Below are 16,137 nucleotides of genomic sequence, written 5' to 3' on the forward strand. Positions count from 1 at the left end.
ATGCCCTGGCTCCCGCCGCTCGACTTCGAGGCCTGGCCCACCACCGCCGAATCGGCCATCGCGATGCAGGACGAATTACGGCCGCTGGTCTCGCCGGTGACGCCGCCGGGCGCACGATTCCGCACGGTGGCCGGACTCGACTCGGCCTACGACGACAGCGGGGCGGTGGCCGCGGCCGCCGTGGTCTTGGCGGCGGACACCCTGCACCCGGTCACCTCCGCCGTCGCGCACGGCGTCGCGGACTTCCCGTATCTGCCGGGCCTGCTCGCTTTCCGGGAGATCCCGGCGACCCTCGCCGCGCTCGGAAAACTGGACAGCGCACCTGATCTGCTGGTCTGCGACGGGCAGGGACTCGCGCATCCGCGCCGCTTCGGCCTCGCCTGCCACCTCGGCCTGCTCACCGGGATCCCGACGATCGGCGTGGCGAAAACCGTGTGGGGCGAGTATGCCGAACCCGGTCCGGAACGCGGCGCGGCCACCGACATCACCATCGACGCGGTGGTGGTCGGGCGCGCGTTGCGCACCAGAAGCGGCGTCAAGCCGGTGTTCGTCTCCGTGGGCCATCGCATCGACCTCGACACCGCCTGTGCCCAGGTGCTGGCGCTGACCCCGCAGTACCGGCTACCGGAAACCACCCGCCACGCCGACCAGCTCTGCCGGGCGGCGCTGCGCGCGGCTGCCGGGGACTATTCCGGCTCGACCCCGTAGTCCTGGGCCATCCAGCGGGTGGACGCGGGCGCGAACAGCAGCACCAGCGCGGCGACCGCGACGACCCCGAGCGCAGCGCCGTAGACCGGCTGATGCGAGTCGGTGAGCAGCGACCAGGTGACCGGGAGCAGCAGCAACTGCGCGATCACCGCGATCGCGCGCCCCCAGCGTTTCCCCAGCAGCAGTCCCGCGCCCGCGGCCAGCACCGCGCCGCCGAGGATGCCGAACCAGGCCGCGGTGCCGTAGCCGCTGGTCGTGGATTGATCGTGACCGAGCAGCCCACGCACCACCAGCACGATCGCGACGCCCACCGCGACCACGCCTTCCAGCGTCACCAGGGCACCAGCCGCCCGCACCGTCGTCGGCACCGCTCCCGCTTTTTCGTCGCTCACGCCAGCGCCTCGCCCGCACTCGGCTCCGTCGTGCGCGACGGCGCACGGTGTCCTCGCTTCCCTCGCTGACGCTCGTTCACGCGGCAAGCCTACGACCCGCTCGGTGCCGCGCTCGTCCTGGCGTATGCCCGCGCGACGGCAGACGGGGCGCCGCTCGCCGCTTTTCCGGCGCGGGCCGGCGGGCAACTAGGCTGCCATCGTGCGGACGCTGCTGATCGTGAACCCGAATGCCACCTCCACCACGCCGGCGACCAGGGACCTCTTGGCGCACGCGCTGGAGAGCCGCACCCAGCTGACCGTTGCGCACACGCAGCACCGCGGCCACGCCGCGGAACTGGCCCAATGGGCGGCGACCAACGAGATGGACCTCGTCGTCGTGCACGGCGGCGATGGGACGGTCAACGAGACCATCAACGGCTTCCTGCCGTTGCCGGTCCTCGACGACGGTCAAGCCTGGTTGCCGCGCCTCGGTGTGATCCCCGGCGGCTCGGCCAACGTCTTCGCCCGAGCACTCGGCATCTCCCCCGACCCGGTGACCGCCACCAATCAGCTCATCGACCTGCTCACGGTGGAAACCGATCGCCGGATCGGTCTCGGACTGGCCGACGACCGCTGGTTCTGCTTCAGCGCGGGCGTCGGATTGGACGCCGACGTGTGCGAGGCGATCGACGCCAGCCGCGCCCGCGGCCGCGCCGCCACCCCCGCGCGATATGTTCGAACGACTGTTCGGCAATTCTTCCGGGCAAAGCGTAACGAACCGGGCGTTCAGGTGGAAATTCCCGGCCGTGATCCGGTAGACGGGGTGCACTACGCCTTCGTAACCAACACCACACCGTGGACCTACCTGAACGCCACGCCGGTGCACACCAACCCCGGCACCCGGTTCGAAACGGGGCTCGGAGTGTTTGCGGTGCGCTCCATGGCCGTCGTCCCCACCCTGCTGCTCGCGCGCCAGCTCCTCGCAGTCGACGGAAACCCCAAGTCCCGCAATTTATTTCGCGAAGACGACGTTCCCACCGTACGAATCGAGTCCAAAGAACCCATCGGCCTGCAAATCGATGGCGACTTCATCGGCAAGCGCAACGTGGTGGATTTCACTGCCGTGCCCGACGTCCTCGCGGTCGTCGCTCCGCGGCCGCACTGAGGGCGAAACACCCCCGAAAACATCGCGGGTAGTGCTGCGAAAACCCGGTGGAGCGAGTACAAAGGACCGGGCAGGCTTCCCCCTGTGGGGGCCTTCAGAGCGTGAGCTTCCCCACGGTGCACCGCGTGCCTATTGACATCTACGGTGTTCGTGAAAGCATTCACAAGCAACCGTGCGGAAACATTCGAGTCGCACAAGTGAACGAACCACAAACCCATAGGCGCCTCATGCGGCGCCCAGCAAAGGAGCAGAGGAATGGACTGGCGCCACAAGGCCATCTGTCGCGATGAGGACCCCGAGCTGTTTTTCCCGGTGGGTAACAGTGGTCCGGCGCTCGCGCAGATTGCCGATGCCAAGCTGGTCTGCGCTCGCTGCCCCGTAACCGCCGACTGCCTGTCCTGGGCCCTGAAGTCCGGACAAGACGCCGGCGTGTGGGGTGGTATGAGCGAAGACGAGCGCCGGGCGCTCAAGCGTCGCAACGCGCGCACCCGCACCCGCACTGTCGTCTGAGCCAGACGATCAGCATTACCGGGCCATTCAGCCCGGCCCGGTAACGCATTTCAGCCCGGCACCCATAGGTGCCGGGCTGTGTTGTTTATGCCCGCCGGATCACGAACTGGAAATACCCGGTCTCGCTTCGCGGAGGAAACGGGAACCGACCAATGCGGTTGCGTGGAACGGCAATTGCGGCAATTGCGGCCGGACGGCGATTCGACTCGCGAATGCGCGAGACCTGTGCGAAAGTGGTCGGTTCTCCAGCGCATGGGACGAGTAGCGAATCCGGCCCACACCTCGCATTCCGCTCGATACGGACATTCGGACGGGTACTGCACCGAGAGCCGCCCGCCGCACCCGAGTAGCGCCCACCCGCGACCTCTGAGCAACAGGTCCCAGAGTTCGCACGCGACCGGTGCGAAGCGGCAGATCCCGTCCCGCGGATCGGTCAGCGGCCCGAACGACGGCCCAGCGGGACCCGCAAGACGGCATCGGTGCCGATATCGGCGCCGGGATGCAGGCCGATGGAGCCGCCGAGTTCGGCGGTGACCAAGGTCCGGACGATCTGGAGGCCGAGCCGATCGGAGGACTCCAGGCTGAACCCTGGCGGCAGGCCGCGGCCGTCGTCGCTGATGATCACGTCCAGCCAGCGCGCCGAACGCTCGGAACGGATTGTCACCGTGCCGTTTTCGCCCGAATCGAAGGCGTGCTCGATGGCGTTCTGCACCAGTTCGGTGAGCACCATCACCAGCGGGGTGGCGCGTTCGGCGGAGAACACACCGAGCGATCCCGCGCGGCGCACCTTGATGCGCGTGGTGTGCACCGTGGCCACGTCGGCCATGATCGGCAGCAGCCGGTCGACGACCTCGTCGAGATCGACCTCTTCGTCCACCGACATCGACAGCATCTCGTGCACCGACGCGATGGAGGTGACCCGGCGCACCGACTCGGTGAGCGCGACCTGCGCCTCCTCGTTCTCGGTGCGGCGCGCCTGCAGGCGCAGCAGCGCGGCGACGGTCTGCAAATTGTTCTTCACCCGGTGGTGGATCTCCCGGATGGTGGCGTCCTTGCTCAGCAGGGCGCGATCGCGCCGCTTGACCTCGGTGACGTCGCGGACGAGCACGGCGGCGCCGGCCAGCTCGCCGTGCGGGCGCAGCACGAGGGTGCGCAGCAGCACGGTGGCTCCGCGCGCCTCGACCTCCATCCGGCGGCCGGTCCGCCCGGCCAGCGCGGCCTGAATGTCGCCGACCACTTCCTGGGCGTCGAAGGGATCGGTGATCAGGGACCGGGTGGTGATGGCGAGATCCTGGCCGACCAGGTCGGCTTGCAAGCCCATCCGGTGATAGGCCGAGAGCGCGTTCGGACTGGCGTAGACGACGATGCCGTCGGTGTCGAGCCGGATGAAGCCGTCCCCGGCACGCGGGCTGGAATGGGTGGCCGCGCGATCCTCGGTGGTCGGGAAGGTGCCGTCGGCGATCATCTGGCACAGATCGTCCGCGCACGCCACGTACGCGCTCTCCAGCTGACTGCGCACCCGGGAGCGTTGCAGATCGGTGTCCCGGCTCAGCACGGCGATCACATCGTCACCGCAGCGCACGGGGATGGCCTCGCGGATGGCGTGCACCGGACGCGGGTGGTAGACGCCGGATGTCTCGACGTCGCTGTCGGCTCGCACGATATCGCCGCTGGCCAGCGCCTCGAAAACCTGCGGATGTTCGGCCTGCACAGCGGACGTGCCGACCAGATCCTCTTGGTGCACGGTGTGTGCGGTGGTGGGACGGCACTGCGCGACACACACGATGTCCGCGCCCTCCGTCACCGGGCCCGCACCGACCCACAGCAGCAGATCGGCGAAGGACAGATCGGCCAGCAGCTGCCAATCGCCCACCACCCGCTGCAGATGGTCCACGGCGACCCCGGGCAGGTCGGTGTGCTCGGCCAGCAGCTCGCTCAGTGTCGCCATGCAGATCTACCGCCGCAATCGATCAGGAGATGACCGCGATCAGGTGGCCCGCCTTGATCGCGTCGCCCTCCTTGACGCCGATCGAAGTCACCGTACCGCTGGACTCCGCAACCACCGGGATCTCCATCTTCATGGACTCGAGGATCACCAGGGTGTCGCCCTCCCGGACTTCGTCGCCTTCCTTGGCGACGACCTGGTAGACGACCGACACCAGCTCGGCGAGCACTTCCTCAGCCATGGCACCCCATTCACTCGTTGGCCTGTATCCGCTGACGGTACAGCCAACCACACGTGAAAGAATGGCCTTCAATCAGAAGGGAGACTACTCATGGGTAAGCGCGGACGTAAGAAGCGTAGCCGCAAGGGGAACGCAGCCAACCACGGCAAGCGGCCCAACGCCTGAGCGCGACGCTCGGCTCGAAAAGCACGAAGCGGCACGCACTTCCAGCGGGAAGGCGTGCCGCTCACGTTTCACCGACCGACTACTCCGAGGTGTCGACCGAACTCTCCCCGACGACGAACGTCCGGCGGATCTCGATGGTCAGGCGCTCACGCAAGGACTCGGGCGCGCGATCACCGCCGCATTTGCGGCTGAGCAGGCTCTTGACCTTCTCCTCGATGCCATAGGCCTCGATACACGGACTGCAGTGCTCCATGTGGTGCTGCAACCGCGCCCTGGTCGCCTCGTCGCACTCCCCGTCCAGCATCAACCATACGTCGGCCAGCACCGCCGTGCAGTCGAGATCCATGTCGGGGTCCCGTTCGGTACTCACTGCTTGACCTCCTGGCGTTCCCCCGAACGGTTGAAACCGCGCTCGCGCGCGACATCGGCGAGCAAACCCTTCAGTTGCTTGCGGCCGCGGTGCAGCCGGGACATCACCGTACCGATGGGCGTGCCCATGATGTCGGCGATCTCCTTGTACGGGAAGCCCTCGACATCGGCGTAGTACACCGCCATGCGGAACTCCTCCGGAAGTTCCTGCAGCGCGGCCTTGATGTCGTCGTCCGGTAACGCGTCCAGCGCCTCGACCTCGGCCGAGCGCAGACCCTGCGAGGTGTGCTCGGCGGTCGCGGCCAACTGCCAGTCGGTGATCTCGTCGGTCGGATACTGGGCTGGCTGGCGCTGCTTCTTGCGATAGGAGTTGATGTAGGTGTTGGTCAGGATCCGGTACAGCCAGGCACGCAGGTTGGTGCCCTCCCGGAACGACTTGAAGCCCTGGAAGGCCTTGACGTAGGTCTCCTGGACCAGGTCCTCGGCATCCGCCGGATTCCTGGTCATGCGCAGTGCGGCGCCGTAGAGCTGGTCGAGCAACGGGAGCGCGTCCCGTTCGAACCGCTGTGCCAGCTCGGCATCGTCGACGGCGCCGACATCGTCGGCCGCCACGTCATCGTCGCTCGTCACACCTGTCCCTTCGATCGCCGTACCTGCCAAATCTACCGGCATCGGCATATCGAAGGAGAATCCGCCGTCCGCCGGGGACACCTCGGTCCATACCGGGCGGTCGTCGAGCAGCACGGGCACAGGCATCTCCTTCACGTATCCATAGGGCCTGCTCACGCGCTGGAAATCAGTCCGAGCGCGGTGTATCGGCTACAACATGCGCGACCCGTCCGGTGTTCCCGAGTGCCTCCCGCTCGCGGTGAATGCGCAGGAAATCCCGTTGCAGGCCGGGCTGCGGCCGCCGTTAAGGTTTGGCCATGGCAGCAGGCTCGACTCCGGCGATCCGCGCGTTGACCCAGGCGAAGGTGTCCCATCGGGTGCACGCCTACAAGCACGATCCGCGCGCCGACTCCTACGGCACCGAGGCGGTCGACGCGCTCGGCGCCGAACTCGGTGTCGCGGCCGAGCAGATCTTCAAGACCTTGGTCATCGAACTCGCCACCGGCTCACTCGCGGTGGCCGTGCTTCCGGTGCCGAACACCCTGTCGCTCAAAGCCGCGGCCGCGGCGCTCGGCGCGCCGAAGGCGAGCATGGCGGACAAGACGCGGGCGGAGAAGACCACCGGGTACGTGCTCGGCGGCATCTCCCCGCTCGGTCAGCGCAAGCCGCTGCCCACCGTGATCGACGACTCGGCGCTGCGCTGGGACCGGATGCTGTGCAGCGCCGGACGGCGCGGACTGGAGATCGAGCTGGCGCCCGCCGACCTGATCCGGTTGACCGCCGCGGTGACCGCGCCCGTGACATCCGCGTAATTCGTCCACCATCGGCGCGATCTGTGCGTTACTGAACTGGCCAGATCGACCCGACTCGTGAGGATGTGATGCGAATGTCTACGCACCAGCGTGTGCGCGCCGTGATCGTCGCGTTGTCCGGAGCGCTCGTCTTGGCTCTCGGTCCGGTAACGCTCCTAGCGCCCGAGGCCGCCGCCTCGCCGGGCACCTCGCCGGTCACGCAGGTCAGCGATTCCGTGTTCGACTTCGACGGTCAGGGATCGAAGAGTGATGACAAGGCCGGAAAGGCCGAGAAACTCAGCGGGAACGTCACCACCAAGCTGATCGACCTGGCCGCTGGAATCATCAAATGCGGGCTAAATATCGCCTCACCGAGCGTGAAGTGCTCGCTGTAATTCTGGCCGCGACTTCGTCGCGGCGTGTTCGCGGCCCCCTTATGGCTCGTGTCCGAGCGACCACCGCTGGCGACTTCGTCGCGGACGCGGCGGCCGCTCGGACACGAGCCGGGCCGCGAACGGCACATGCTAGGTCTCGCTTCGCTCGGAACCGGTAGTTGGGCCGGTGTGGTCGCGCAAGGCGGTCACACCGGCACCCTCGGTTCGCGGAGTATCGGTGGACTGGCTCGTGGAAGTCACCGACTCAGCTACGCGGTGGTGTGGCGGCCGAGCGTACGCGGAGGGAACACGCTCGATGTCGTGGTCCGGAGCGGCGGCCCCCGGCCGACGCGGCTACAACGGTGCGACAGCGAACGATCACAACAGGCTGATCTGCTCGGCGTCCTTCTGATCCTCCACCCGGGCAAGCAGTTCCGGTCCGTTGTTGCGCACGCTGTTGACCAGCGCGGGCACCGGGCGGGCCACGATATCGGCGACCGCTTCCTCCGACGGCGTCTCGAGCAGGCTCGCGGGCGCCGGGTGGTCCGGATCCAGCCACGCGTCCCAGTGCTGCTGCGGCATGGGCAGCGGCATCCGGTCGTGGATACGGGTCAGGTCGCCGACCGCGTCGGTGGTCAGGATGGTGCACGACAGCAGGGGCCGGCTCTCCGGCTGGGACCGGTCGCGCCAAACCGACCACAGACCGGCCATGTAGAGGCGCGAACCGTCCGCGTGGGCCATGTAGTACGGATGCTTGGCGACTTTCCCCTTCGCGCCCTTCTCGCCATTCGGCTCCACGACCCACTCGTACCAGCCGTCCATCGGTACCAGGCAACGCCGGTACTTCACGGCGTCGCGGAACGAGGGCGTGGTGGCGGCCTTGTCCGCGCGGGCGTTGAACAGCGGCTTGCCCTTCACCGGGACACCGGGCTCGGCGGCCTTGGTCCACACCGGGATCAATCCCCAGCGCATCCGCCGGATCCGCCGCTTCGGGTCGTCGTCCTCGCCGCCCTGCTCGTGCCGCTCGACCACGGTGAGAACCTGGGTGGTCGGAGCGACGTTGTAGTTGGTGAAAGAGCTCTGGTCCGCGGAGTCGGTCTCGTCGATCGCATCCAACTCGACCGCGAGCCTGCCGGGGTTGGTCGTGGTCGCATATCGTCCGCACATATCCCGATAGTCCCACTCGCCACCGACAGAGTCGGGGACAATTGACGCATAGCTGGTGACCTGTTGAGAGTTGTGGCATAGCATTCTCTCATCGGAAGGACGGGCTGCCCGTCCGCTCGGACACGCGCATCGACCGTCCACCGGAGACGGCAAGAGGAGAACCACTGTGACATCCACCGACACCAAACCGGCCGATCACGACACGGCACTGACGTCGGTCAATCCGGCGACAGGCGAGGTGATCGGCACGCACGTCATCGCCGACGACGCCGCGGTGGCCGCTGCGGTCGCCAAGGCTCGGGCAGCGGCGGCCACCTGGGGCGCGCTGAGTTTCGACGAACGGCGCACGCACCTGCTGCGCTGGTCGAGCAAGCTGGTGCAGGACTCGGAGAAATTCTGCGAGTTGATCCACGCCGAGAACGGCAAGCCGCTCGACGACGCCTTCCTGGAACTGATGCTCGCGCTCGAGCACATCGCCTGGGCGGCCAAGAACGCGAAGAAGGTGCTCGGACCCAAGAAGGTCTCCCCCGGCGCGCTGATGTCGAACTTCAGCGCCCGGCTCGAACAGCGCCCGCTCGGTGTGGTCGGCGTGATCGGCCCGTGGAACTACCCGGTCTACACGCCGAACGGTTCCATCGCCTACGCGCTCGCCGCGGGTAACACCGTCGTGTTCAAGCCGAGCGAATACTCCACCGGCATCGGTAACTTCCTCGCCGACGCTTTCGCCGCGGCCAACCCCGAACTGCCCGAGGGCGTCTTCATCACGATCAACGGTTACGGCGAGACGGGCGCGGCACTGGTCCGCTCGGAGGTCGACAAGATCGCGTTCACCGGCTCCACCGCCACCGGCAAGCGGATCATGGCCGCCGCCGCGGAGCGGCTCACCCCGGTGCTGCTGGAGTGCGGCGGCAAGGACGCGGTGATCGTCGCCGCCGACGCCGACATCAAGGCCGCGGCGGACGCGGTCGCCTGGGGCGCCACCGCCAACAGCGGCCAGACCTGCGCGGGCGTCGAGCGGGTCTACGTCGACCGCTCGGTGCGCGAGGAGTTCGTCGCGGAGGTCAAGCGCATCCTCACCGACATCAAGCCCGGCTCGGACGACAAGGCCGCCTACGGCCCGATGACCATGCCGAGCCAGATCGACATCGTGCGCCGCCACATCGAGGACGCGTTGAAGAACGGCGGTACCGCGGTGCTCGGCGGGCCCGAGTCGGTCAAGGCGCCGTTCATCGAACCGGTCGTGCTGGTCGACGTGGACGAGAACTCCGAGGCGGTGGCCGAGGAGACCTTCGGCCCGACCATCACCATCCGCACCGTCGACGGCGTGGACGAGGCGGTCGAACTGGCCAACAACTCCAAGTACGGCCTGTCCTCGGCGGTCTACTCGAAGAAGAACGGCCTGAACATCGCGCGCAGGCTGCGCGTCGGCGCCACCTCGGTGAACTCCGTGCTCGCCTTCGCCGCCATCCCCGGCCTGCCCTTCGGCGGCGTCGGCGATTCCGGCATCGGCCGCATCCATGGCGAGCCGGGTCTGCGCGAGTTCACCCGCCCGCACTCGATCGCGGTGCAGCGCTTCACCGTTCCCGGCATGGCGCTGCTGAGCTACAGCCGCACCGACTCCACGATGAAGCTGCTGCGCAAGCTCGTCCCGTTCCTGCACGGGCGGCACAAGTAGGAATCCGAACGGCCGGGGCCGGGTATTCGACGTCGTCGAGTACCCGGCCCCGCGCTGCGCGTGGAGATGGCCGCGGCCCCGGAATTGATACCGGTTCTGTTTTGTAGAGCGCGACGCGGAGTTAGCGTGGTGCGCATGAATGCTTGGGTGTTGCGGGCGATCGCGCTCGGTGCGCTGGTCGACTGATCACCGGTCGACGGGACAACCGCCGACCACAACGAACCGCGTGCACAATGCCCAAAGCTCGCGTCCCTACGCGCCCAGCGCACCCCAACTCCGGGTTTCGAGCGAAGCGAGACCGAGCATGCGCCGTTCGCGGCGCCGAAGGCGCTGCCATTCGACACCGTGTGATGATGGACGAGTGAACTTCTGGCCAGCGCCCCATGTCGAGGTCCCCGTACACGCGACCGTGACCCTGCCCGGTTCGAAATCGATCACCAACCGGGCGCTCATTCTGGCCGCCCTGGCCGACGGCCCGTCCACGATCACCGGCGCGCTGCGCAGCCGTGACACCGACCTGATGATCACCGCGCTGCGCGTGCTCGGCGCTGGCATCGAGGGTCCGGGCGACACGGTGACCGTGACCCCGGCGCCGCTGGGGGGCGGCACGGTCGACTGCGGGCTCGCGGGCACGGTGATGCGCTTCCTGCCGCCGGTCGCGGCGCTGGCGTCGGGCGATGTCGCGTTCGACGGTGACGAACAGGCCAGGATCCGTCCGCTGCGCACCATCCTGGACGCGCTGCGCGCGCTCGGCGCCGACGTCGACGGCGACACGCTGCCGTTCACGGTGCACGGCAAGGGCGCGCTGCGCGGCGGCACCGTGACGATCGACGCGTCCGGGTCGTCGCAGTTCGTCTCCGGCCTGCTGCTGTCGGCCGCGCGCTTCGACGAAGGCCTGGTGGTGCACCACGACGGCAAGCCGCTGCCGTCGATGCCGCACATCGAGATGACGGTGGAGATGCTGCGCCGCGCCGACGTGCGGGTGCAGGCGCCCGCGGACAGCTTCAAAGCGCAGACCTGGACCGTGGAGCCGGGACCGATCCGCGCGGTGGACTGGGAGGTCGAGCCGGACCTGTCCAACGCCACCCCGTTCCTGGCCGCGGCCGCGGTCACGGGTGGCACGGTCAGCATCCCGCACTGGCCGCGGCTGACCACCCAGCCGGGTGACGTGATCCGCGAGATCCTGGTGCGGATGGGCGCCGAAGCGCGGATCTTCGACGGCGTGCTCACCGTGCACGGCCCGGACCGGCTGGCGGGCATCGACATCGACCTGCACGATGTGGGCGAGCTGACGCCCACCGTCGCCGCGCTGGCGGCGCTGGCCGATTCCCCGTCCGTGCTGCGCGGGATCTCCCATCTGCGCGGGCACGAAACCGACCGCCTGGCAGCGCTTTCCACCGAGATCAACCGCCTCGGCGGCAAGGTGACCGAGACCGAGGACGGGCTGGAGATCGTGCCCGCCGACCTGCACGGCGGCAAGTGGCACTCCTACGCCGATCACCGGATGGCCACGGCGGGAGCCATTCTCGGCCTCCGGGTGCCCGGCATCGAGATCGAGGACATCGGCACCACGGCCAAGACGCTGCCGAACTTCGTCGCCCTCTGGGAGCGCATGCTCGAACCCACGCCATCCGACGAAGGAGCGGCGCACTGAGCGGGGGACGGCGCTCCGCGGCCAGCTACGACGAATCCGATGTCCGGGTTCGTCCGGGGCGGAGTTCCCGTCCCCGCACCAAGACCCGGCCGCAGCACAACGACGCCGAGCCGGCCATGGTGGTCTCGGTCGACCGGGGGCGCTGGGGGTGTGTCCTCGGAGGTGATCCGGAGCGCCGCATCGTCGCGATGCGGGCCCGGGAACTGGGTCGCACCCCGATCGTGGTCGGCGACCAGGTGGACGTGGTCGGCGATCTGTCCGGGCGACCGGACAGCCTCGCCCGCATCGTCCGGGTCGCCGACCGGCGAACGGTGTTGCGCCGCACCGCCGACGACACCGATCCTTTCGAGCGACTCGTGGTCGGCAACGCGGAGCGGCTGTTCATCGTGGTCGCGCTCGCCGACCCGCCCCCGCGCACCGGCTTCGTGGAACGGGCGATGGTCGCCGCGTACGCCGGTGGGCTGCAACCGGTTCTGTGCCTGACCAAGCACGATCTGGCCGCCGATTCCGAATTCGCCGCCGCCTTCGACGATCTCGATCTCACCATCGTCTACGGCGGCATCGATGATCCGCTCGAGCCGGTCCTGGAACTGCTCACCGACCACCTCACCGCACTGATCGGCCATTCCGGCGTCGGCAAATCCACGCTGGTCAATCGCCTTGTGCCGGATGCGGAGCGGGCCGTGGGCGTGGTGTCGGGAGTGGGCAAGGGCAAGCACACCTCCACCCAGTCGGTCGCGCTCCCGTTGCCGGATGGCGGCTGGGTCATCGACACACCCGGGGTGCGATCGTTCGGCCTGGCCCACATCACCCCGGACGACGTGATCGCCGCTTTCACCGATCTCGCCGGAGCCATCGAGGACTGCCCGCGCGGCTGCACCCATCTCGGCCCGCCCGCCGACCCCGAATGCGCGCTGGACCAGCTTCCCGGTAAGGAACGCCGGGTGGCCGCCATCCGCCTCCTGCTCGTCGCCCTGACCTCCAACGATCCCTGGTAAGCGGGGTCAGTGCCCGTCCGGCTGTCCGGACCACCGCGGTGTCCCCGTCCACCGCGACGATGCTCGATTGCAGGGCGAACTGCTCGTCGGGTCCGTCCCGGCCGCCTTCCCAGAAGTCGGCGAGCGCATCGAGACCGGTCAGCGGCCGCGCCCACGGCGAGACGAGGTATCCGGCGTCCGCGGCGAACAGGTCGGCGAGTTGTTCCGTGCCCGTCGACCGCCAGGCTCGCTCGTATCCGGCGATCCATGCTTCGACAGCTGCGCGGTCCACGCCAGGAAGATACGCCGTGCGAATTCCACGACACGACGAAGGCGCCCGAGGAGACCTCGGGCGCCTTCGTTTTTCAGCGGTTCAGTGGCGGCGGCGAGACTTCGGGCCGCGACGGCCCTTCGCGTCGGCACGAGCCGCCTCGCGGCGCTCGCGGCGGGTGGGCTGCGGGGAACCGTCCGCGCCGTATTCCTCGGCGTCGCTGTGCACCGCGGCCCGGCCGCCCTCGTCGGGGCCGGAGTAGCTGAAACCGCGCTGGGCGGTCTCATCGATACCCCTGGCGCGCAGGGCCGCGGGCGCGGCGTGCCCGTTGGCGACCCGAGCCTCCTCGGTGGGCAAGGCCTGGGGGGCGGGCGGGGCTCCGACCGGCGAACGCAGGCCCGGGCCGACGGCGACGCCTTCCGGCTGCGGCTGCTGCACCTCGACCTGCAGGTTGAACAGGAAGCCGACCGACTCCTCCTTGAGACCGTCGAGCATCGCGGTGAACATGTCGAAGCCCTCGCGCTGGTACTCCACCAGCGGGTCGCGCTGCGCCATCGCGCGCAGCCCGATGCCCTCCTTGAGGTAATCCATCTCGTAGAGGTGCTCGCGCCACTTGCGGTCCAGCACCGACAGCAGCACCTGCCGTTCCAGATTGCGCATGCTGCCCTCGCCGGCCAGGCCGTCGATCTCGGCTTCGCGGCGCTCGTACGCGTCGTGCGCGTCGTCCAGCAGCGCTTCGAGCAGTTCCTCGCGGGTCAGCTCGCCCGCCTCGCCGACCTCGGTCTCGCCGGTCAGGTCCCGGTAGTCCAGGCTCACCGGGTACAGCGTCTTCAGCGCCGTCCACAGCTTGTCCAGATCCCAGTCCTCGACGTAGCCGTCGGCGGTGGCGCCGTCCACGTAGGCGGTGATCACGTCGGTGATCATGCTCTGGACCTGGCCCTCCATGTCCTCGCCGCGCAGGATCCGGTTGCGTTCGCCGTAGATGATGGTGCGCTGCTGGTTCATCACCTCGTCGTACTTGAGGACGTTCTTGCGGATCTCGAAGTTCTGCTGCTCGACCTGCGTCTGCGCGCTCTTGATGGCCTTGGACACCATCTTCGCCTCGATCGGCACGTCGTCGGGCAGGTTCAGCCGCGTCATGATCGCTTCCAGCGCGGCGCCGTTGAACCGGCGCATCAGTTCGTCACCCAGCGACAGGTAGAAGCGGGACTCGCCCGGGTCGCCCTGACGACCGGAGCGGCCGCGCAGCTGGTTGTCGATGCGGCGCGACTCGTGCCGCTCGGTGCCGAGCACGTACAGGCCGCCCGCGTCGCGCACCGCGTCGGCGTCCTCGGCGGTTTGTGCCTTCACCTGGTCGAGGGTGGGCAGCCAGGCGCGCTCGTACTCCTCCGGCGTCTCGACCGGGTCGAAGCCCTGCTTGCGCAGCAGGATGTCGGCGATGATGTCCGGGTTGCCGCCGAGCACGATGTCGGTACCACGGCCTGCCATGTTCGTCGCGACGGTCACCGCGCCCGGCCTGCCTGCCTCGGCGATGATCTCGGCTTCCTTCTCGTGGAACTTCGCGTTCAGCACGTTGTGCGGGATGCCGCGCTTGGTGAACTGCTTGGACAGGTACTCCGAGCGCTCGACACTGGTGGTGCCGATCAGCACCGGCTGGCCGTTCTCGTGCCGCTCGGTGACGTCGTCGACCACGGCGGAGAACTTGGCCTCCTCCGTCTTGTAGATCAGGTCGGACTGGTCGGCGCGGATCATCGGCTTGTTGGTCGGGATGGGGACCACGCCGAGGTTGTAGATCTGGTGCAGCTCGGCGGCCTCGGTCTCGGCCGTACCGGTCATGCCGGAGAGCTTGTCGTAGAGGCGGAAGTAGTTCTGCAGCGTGATCGTGGCCAGGGTCTGGTTCTCCGGCTGGATCTCCACCCCTTCCTTGGCCTCGATCGCCTGGTGCATGCCCTCGTTGTAGCGGCGCCCGACCAGGATGCGGCCGGTGAACTCGTCGACGATGATCACCTCGCCGTCGCGGACGATGTAGTCCTTGTCGCGGGTGTAGAGCTCCTTGGCCTTGATGGCGTTGTTCAGGTAGCTCACCAGCGGCGAGTTGGCGGCCTCGTAGAGGTTGTCGATGCCGAGCTGGTCCTCGACGAACTCGACGCCCGCCTCGTGCACGCCGATCGTGCGCTTCTTGATGTCGACCTCGTAGTGCAGATCCTTCTTCAGCAGCGGCGCGATGCGCGCGAACTCGGCGTACCACTTCGAGGAGGCGTCGGCCGGGCCGGAGATGATCAGCGGGGTTCGCGCCTCGTCGATGAGGATGGAGTCGACCTCGTCGACGATGGCGAAGTTGTGCCCGCGCTGCACCAGATCGTCCAGCGAGTGCGTCATGTTGTCGCGCAGGTAGTCGAAGCCGAACTCGTTGTTCGTGCCGTAGGTGATGTCGGCGCCGTAGGCCACCCGCCGCTGCGCCGGGCTCATGCCGGACAGGATCACGCCCACCTCGAGGCCCAGGAAGCGGTGCACGCGGCCCATCCACTCGGAGTCGCGCTTGGCCAGGTAGTCGTTGGTGGTGACGACGTGCACACCGTCACCGCTGATCGCGTTGAGATAGGCGGGCAGCACCGAGGTGAGGGTCTTGCCCTCACCGGTCTTCATCTCGGCGATATTCCCCGTGTGCAGCGCGGCGCCGCCCATGATCTGCACCTTGTAGTGCTTCTGGTTGAGCACCCGCCAGGACGCCTCGCGCGCGACCGCGAACGCCTCGGCCATCAGCTGGCCGAGCGGATCGGTCTCGCCTTCCTCGGCCATCTCGGCGTAGCGCTCGCGGAACTCGTCCGTTTTGGCCCGTAGCTCCGCGTCGCTGAGGTCTTCGTAATCCGGTTCGAGGGCGAGGACCTGGTCGGCGAAATGCGCGAGCCGCTTGACCATGCGACCCTCACCAATCCGTAGCAACCTCGTCAGTGTCAGCGCAGGCACGGGTCTCGTCAGTCCTCTGGTCGGTGTGTCAAATCGTGTCGTCGGCCCCCGGGCCGGTGCGGGCCCACGCGGTTGCGCGGAATCCGCTGCATGCTTCATGGTAATGCTCTGTCTAATATGCAGCGCCTGCGGCGCTGCGTGTTCGCGGCCCCTTCATGGCTCGCGTCCGAGCGACCGC

At 68.2% G+C, this 16,137-nt stretch carries 16 protein-coding genes and 1 pseudogene; 9 read left to right on the forward strand and 8 right to left on the reverse strand.

Annotation, left to right across the window (positions count from 1 at the left end):
• Nucleotides 1-708 (forward strand): endonuclease V, encoded by a 708-nt coding sequence (locus tag ON29_RS22360; RefSeq protein WP_040869181.1) that lies wholly within the window; start codon nucleotides 1-3, stop codon nucleotides 706-708.
• Here the strand turns inward: ON29_RS22360 and ON29_RS22365 are convergent.
• Entirely contained in the window at nucleotides 687-1,100 is a 414-nt protein-coding gene (locus ON29_RS22365; protein WP_040869183.1) for a hypothetical protein, read from the reverse strand. The genes ON29_RS22360 and ON29_RS22365 overlap by 22 nt on opposite strands.
• Before the next feature lie 199 nt (nucleotides 1,101-1,299).
• Between ON29_RS22365 and ON29_RS22370 the strand changes: the two genes are divergently transcribed.
• Both ON29_RS22370 and ON29_RS22375 read left to right on the forward strand, forming a co-directional pair.
• Complete coding sequence (locus tag ON29_RS22370; protein ID WP_040869185.1) at nucleotides 1,300-2,244, forward strand: diacylglycerol/lipid kinase family protein; 945 nt, start codon at nucleotides 1,300-1,302, stop codon at nucleotides 2,242-2,244.
• A gap of 255 nt (nucleotides 2,245-2,499) precedes the next feature.
• On the forward strand, nucleotides 2,500-2,754 hold the full coding sequence (locus tag ON29_RS22375; RefSeq protein WP_011211115.1) for a WhiB family transcriptional regulator: 255 nt from the start codon (nucleotides 2,500-2,502) through the stop codon (nucleotides 2,752-2,754).
• Nucleotides 2,755-3,187: 433 nt separating this feature from the next.
• Here ON29_RS22375 and ON29_RS22380 read toward each other — a convergent pair whose 3' ends face one another.
• Complete coding sequence (locus ON29_RS22380) at nucleotides 3,188-4,702, reverse strand: sensor histidine kinase (protein ID WP_040869186.1); 1,515 nt, start codon at nucleotides 4,700-4,702, stop codon at nucleotides 3,188-3,190.
• A 22-nt stretch (nucleotides 4,703-4,724) separates the two neighbouring features.
• Entirely contained in the window at nucleotides 4,725-4,940 is a 216-nt protein-coding gene (locus ON29_RS22385) for a biotin/lipoyl-binding carrier protein (RefSeq protein ID WP_040869187.1), read from the reverse strand.
• Nucleotides 4,941-5,030: 90 nt separating this feature from the next.
• Here ON29_RS22385 and ON29_RS37830 point away from each other — a divergent pair, with 90 nt between their 5' ends.
• On the forward strand, nucleotides 5,031-5,105 hold the full coding sequence (locus ON29_RS37830; protein WP_022597109.1) for a 50S ribosomal protein bL37: 75 nt from the start codon (nucleotides 5,031-5,033) through the stop codon (nucleotides 5,103-5,105).
• Between the two features lie 79 nt (nucleotides 5,106-5,184).
• Here ON29_RS37830 and rsrA read toward each other — a convergent pair whose 3' ends face one another.
• Both rsrA and ON29_RS22395 read right to left on the reverse strand, forming a co-directional pair.
• Nucleotides 5,185-5,451, reverse strand: coding sequence for a mycothiol system anti-sigma-R factor (gene rsrA, locus ON29_RS22390; protein ID WP_040869221.1), 267 nt, complete (start codon nucleotides 5,449-5,451; stop codon nucleotides 5,185-5,187).
• A gap of 20 nt (nucleotides 5,452-5,471) precedes the next feature.
• Nucleotides 5,472-6,230, reverse strand: coding sequence for a sigma-70 family RNA polymerase sigma factor (locus ON29_RS22395; protein ID WP_245549066.1), 759 nt, complete (start codon nucleotides 6,228-6,230; stop codon nucleotides 5,472-5,474).
• A 170-nt stretch (nucleotides 6,231-6,400) separates the two neighbouring features.
• On the opposite strand from ON29_RS22395, the gene ybaK reads away from it, so the two are divergent.
• Together ybaK and ON29_RS22405 are read left to right on the forward strand one after the other, a co-directional pair.
• Nucleotides 6,401-6,895, forward strand: a complete 495-nt coding sequence (gene ybaK, locus ON29_RS22400; RefSeq protein WP_040869188.1) for a Cys-tRNA(Pro) deacylase — start codon at nucleotides 6,401-6,403, stop codon at nucleotides 6,893-6,895.
• Nucleotides 6,896-6,987: 92 nt separating this feature from the next.
• A complete protein-coding gene (locus ON29_RS22405) occupies nucleotides 6,988-7,269 on the forward strand; it encodes a hypothetical protein (protein ID WP_157172862.1) in 282 nt (93 codons plus the stop codon).
• Nucleotides 7,270-7,626: 357 nt separating this feature from the next.
• Here ON29_RS22405 and ON29_RS22410 read toward each other — a convergent pair whose 3' ends face one another.
• The gene (locus ON29_RS22410; RefSeq protein WP_083864003.1) at nucleotides 7,627-8,415 is read right to left on the reverse strand and encodes an SOS response-associated peptidase; all 789 of its coding nucleotides are present in this window, start codon (nucleotides 8,413-8,415) and stop codon (nucleotides 7,627-7,629) included.
• 166 nt (nucleotides 8,416-8,581) lie between these two features.
• On the opposite strand from ON29_RS22410, the gene ON29_RS22415 reads away from it, so the two are divergent.
• From ON29_RS22415 to rsgA, 3 genes are all read left to right on the forward strand, one after another.
• On the forward strand, nucleotides 8,582-10,090 hold the full coding sequence (locus tag ON29_RS22415; protein WP_040869190.1) for an aldehyde dehydrogenase family protein: 1,509 nt from the start codon (nucleotides 8,582-8,584) through the stop codon (nucleotides 10,088-10,090).
• A 304-nt stretch (nucleotides 10,091-10,394) separates the two neighbouring features.
• Nucleotides 10,395-11,744, forward strand: coding sequence for a 3-phosphoshikimate 1-carboxyvinyltransferase (aroA, locus tag ON29_RS22420; RefSeq protein WP_051175473.1), 1,350 nt, complete (start codon nucleotides 10,395-10,397; stop codon nucleotides 11,742-11,744).
• Nucleotides 11,693-12,742, forward strand: coding sequence for a ribosome small subunit-dependent GTPase A (gene rsgA, locus ON29_RS22425; protein WP_373283903.1), 1,050 nt, complete (start codon nucleotides 11,693-11,695; stop codon nucleotides 12,740-12,742). The genes aroA and rsgA overlap by 52 nt, the downstream gene beginning before the upstream one ends.
• 19 nt (nucleotides 12,743-12,761) lie before the next feature.
• On the opposite strand, the pseudogene ON29_RS34970 reads toward rsgA, so the two are convergent.
• Together ON29_RS34970 and secA are read right to left on the reverse strand one after the other, a co-directional pair.
• Nucleotides 12,762-13,013 (reverse strand): annotated as a pseudogene (locus ON29_RS34970) (nuclear transport factor 2 family protein); the annotation flags it as partial.
• Nucleotides 13,014-13,094: 81 nt separating this feature from the next.
• On the reverse strand, nucleotides 13,095-15,959 hold the full coding sequence (gene secA, locus ON29_RS22430) for a preprotein translocase subunit SecA (protein WP_040869194.1): 2,865 nt from the start codon (nucleotides 15,957-15,959) through the stop codon (nucleotides 13,095-13,097).
• Between the last annotated feature and the right edge of the window lie 178 nt (nucleotides 15,960-16,137).

Source organism: Nocardia exalbida NBRC 100660 (assembly GCF_000308575.1).
GTDB classification, from domain to species: Bacteria; Actinomycetota; Actinomycetes; order Mycobacteriales; family Mycobacteriaceae; genus Nocardia; species Nocardia exalbida.

Coding starts and splice junctions, on each gene's coding strand:
- ON29_RS22360 (WP_040869181.1), top strand. CDS start 1: ATGCCCTGGCTCCCGCCGCTCGACTTCGAGGCCTGGCCCACCACCGCC.
- ON29_RS22375 (WP_011211115.1), top strand. CDS start 2,500: ATGGACTGGCGCCACAAGGCCATCTGTCGCGATGAGGACCCCGAGCTG.
- ON29_RS22380 (WP_040869186.1), bottom strand. CDS start 4,702: ATGGCGACACTGAGCGAGCTGCTGGCCGAGCACACCGACCTGCCCGGG.
- ON29_RS22385 (WP_040869187.1), bottom strand. CDS start 4,940: ATGGCTGAGGAAGTGCTCGCCGAGCTGGTGTCGGTCGTCTACCAGGTC.
- rsrA (WP_040869221.1), bottom strand. CDS start 5,451: ATGGATCTCGACTGCACGGCGGTGCTGGCCGACGTATGGTTGATGCTG.
- ON29_RS22395 (WP_245549066.1), bottom strand. CDS start 6,230: ATGCCTGTGCCCGTGCTGCTCGACGACCGCCCGGTATGGACCGAGGTG.
- ybaK (WP_040869188.1), top strand. CDS start 6,401: ATGGCAGCAGGCTCGACTCCGGCGATCCGCGCGTTGACCCAGGCGAAG.
- ON29_RS22410 (WP_083864003.1), bottom strand. CDS start 8,415: ATGTGCGGACGATATGCGACCACGACCAACCCCGGCAGGCTCGCGGTC.
- aroA (WP_051175473.1), top strand. CDS start 10,395: ATGCGCCGTTCGCGGCGCCGAAGGCGCTGCCATTCGACACCGTGTGAT.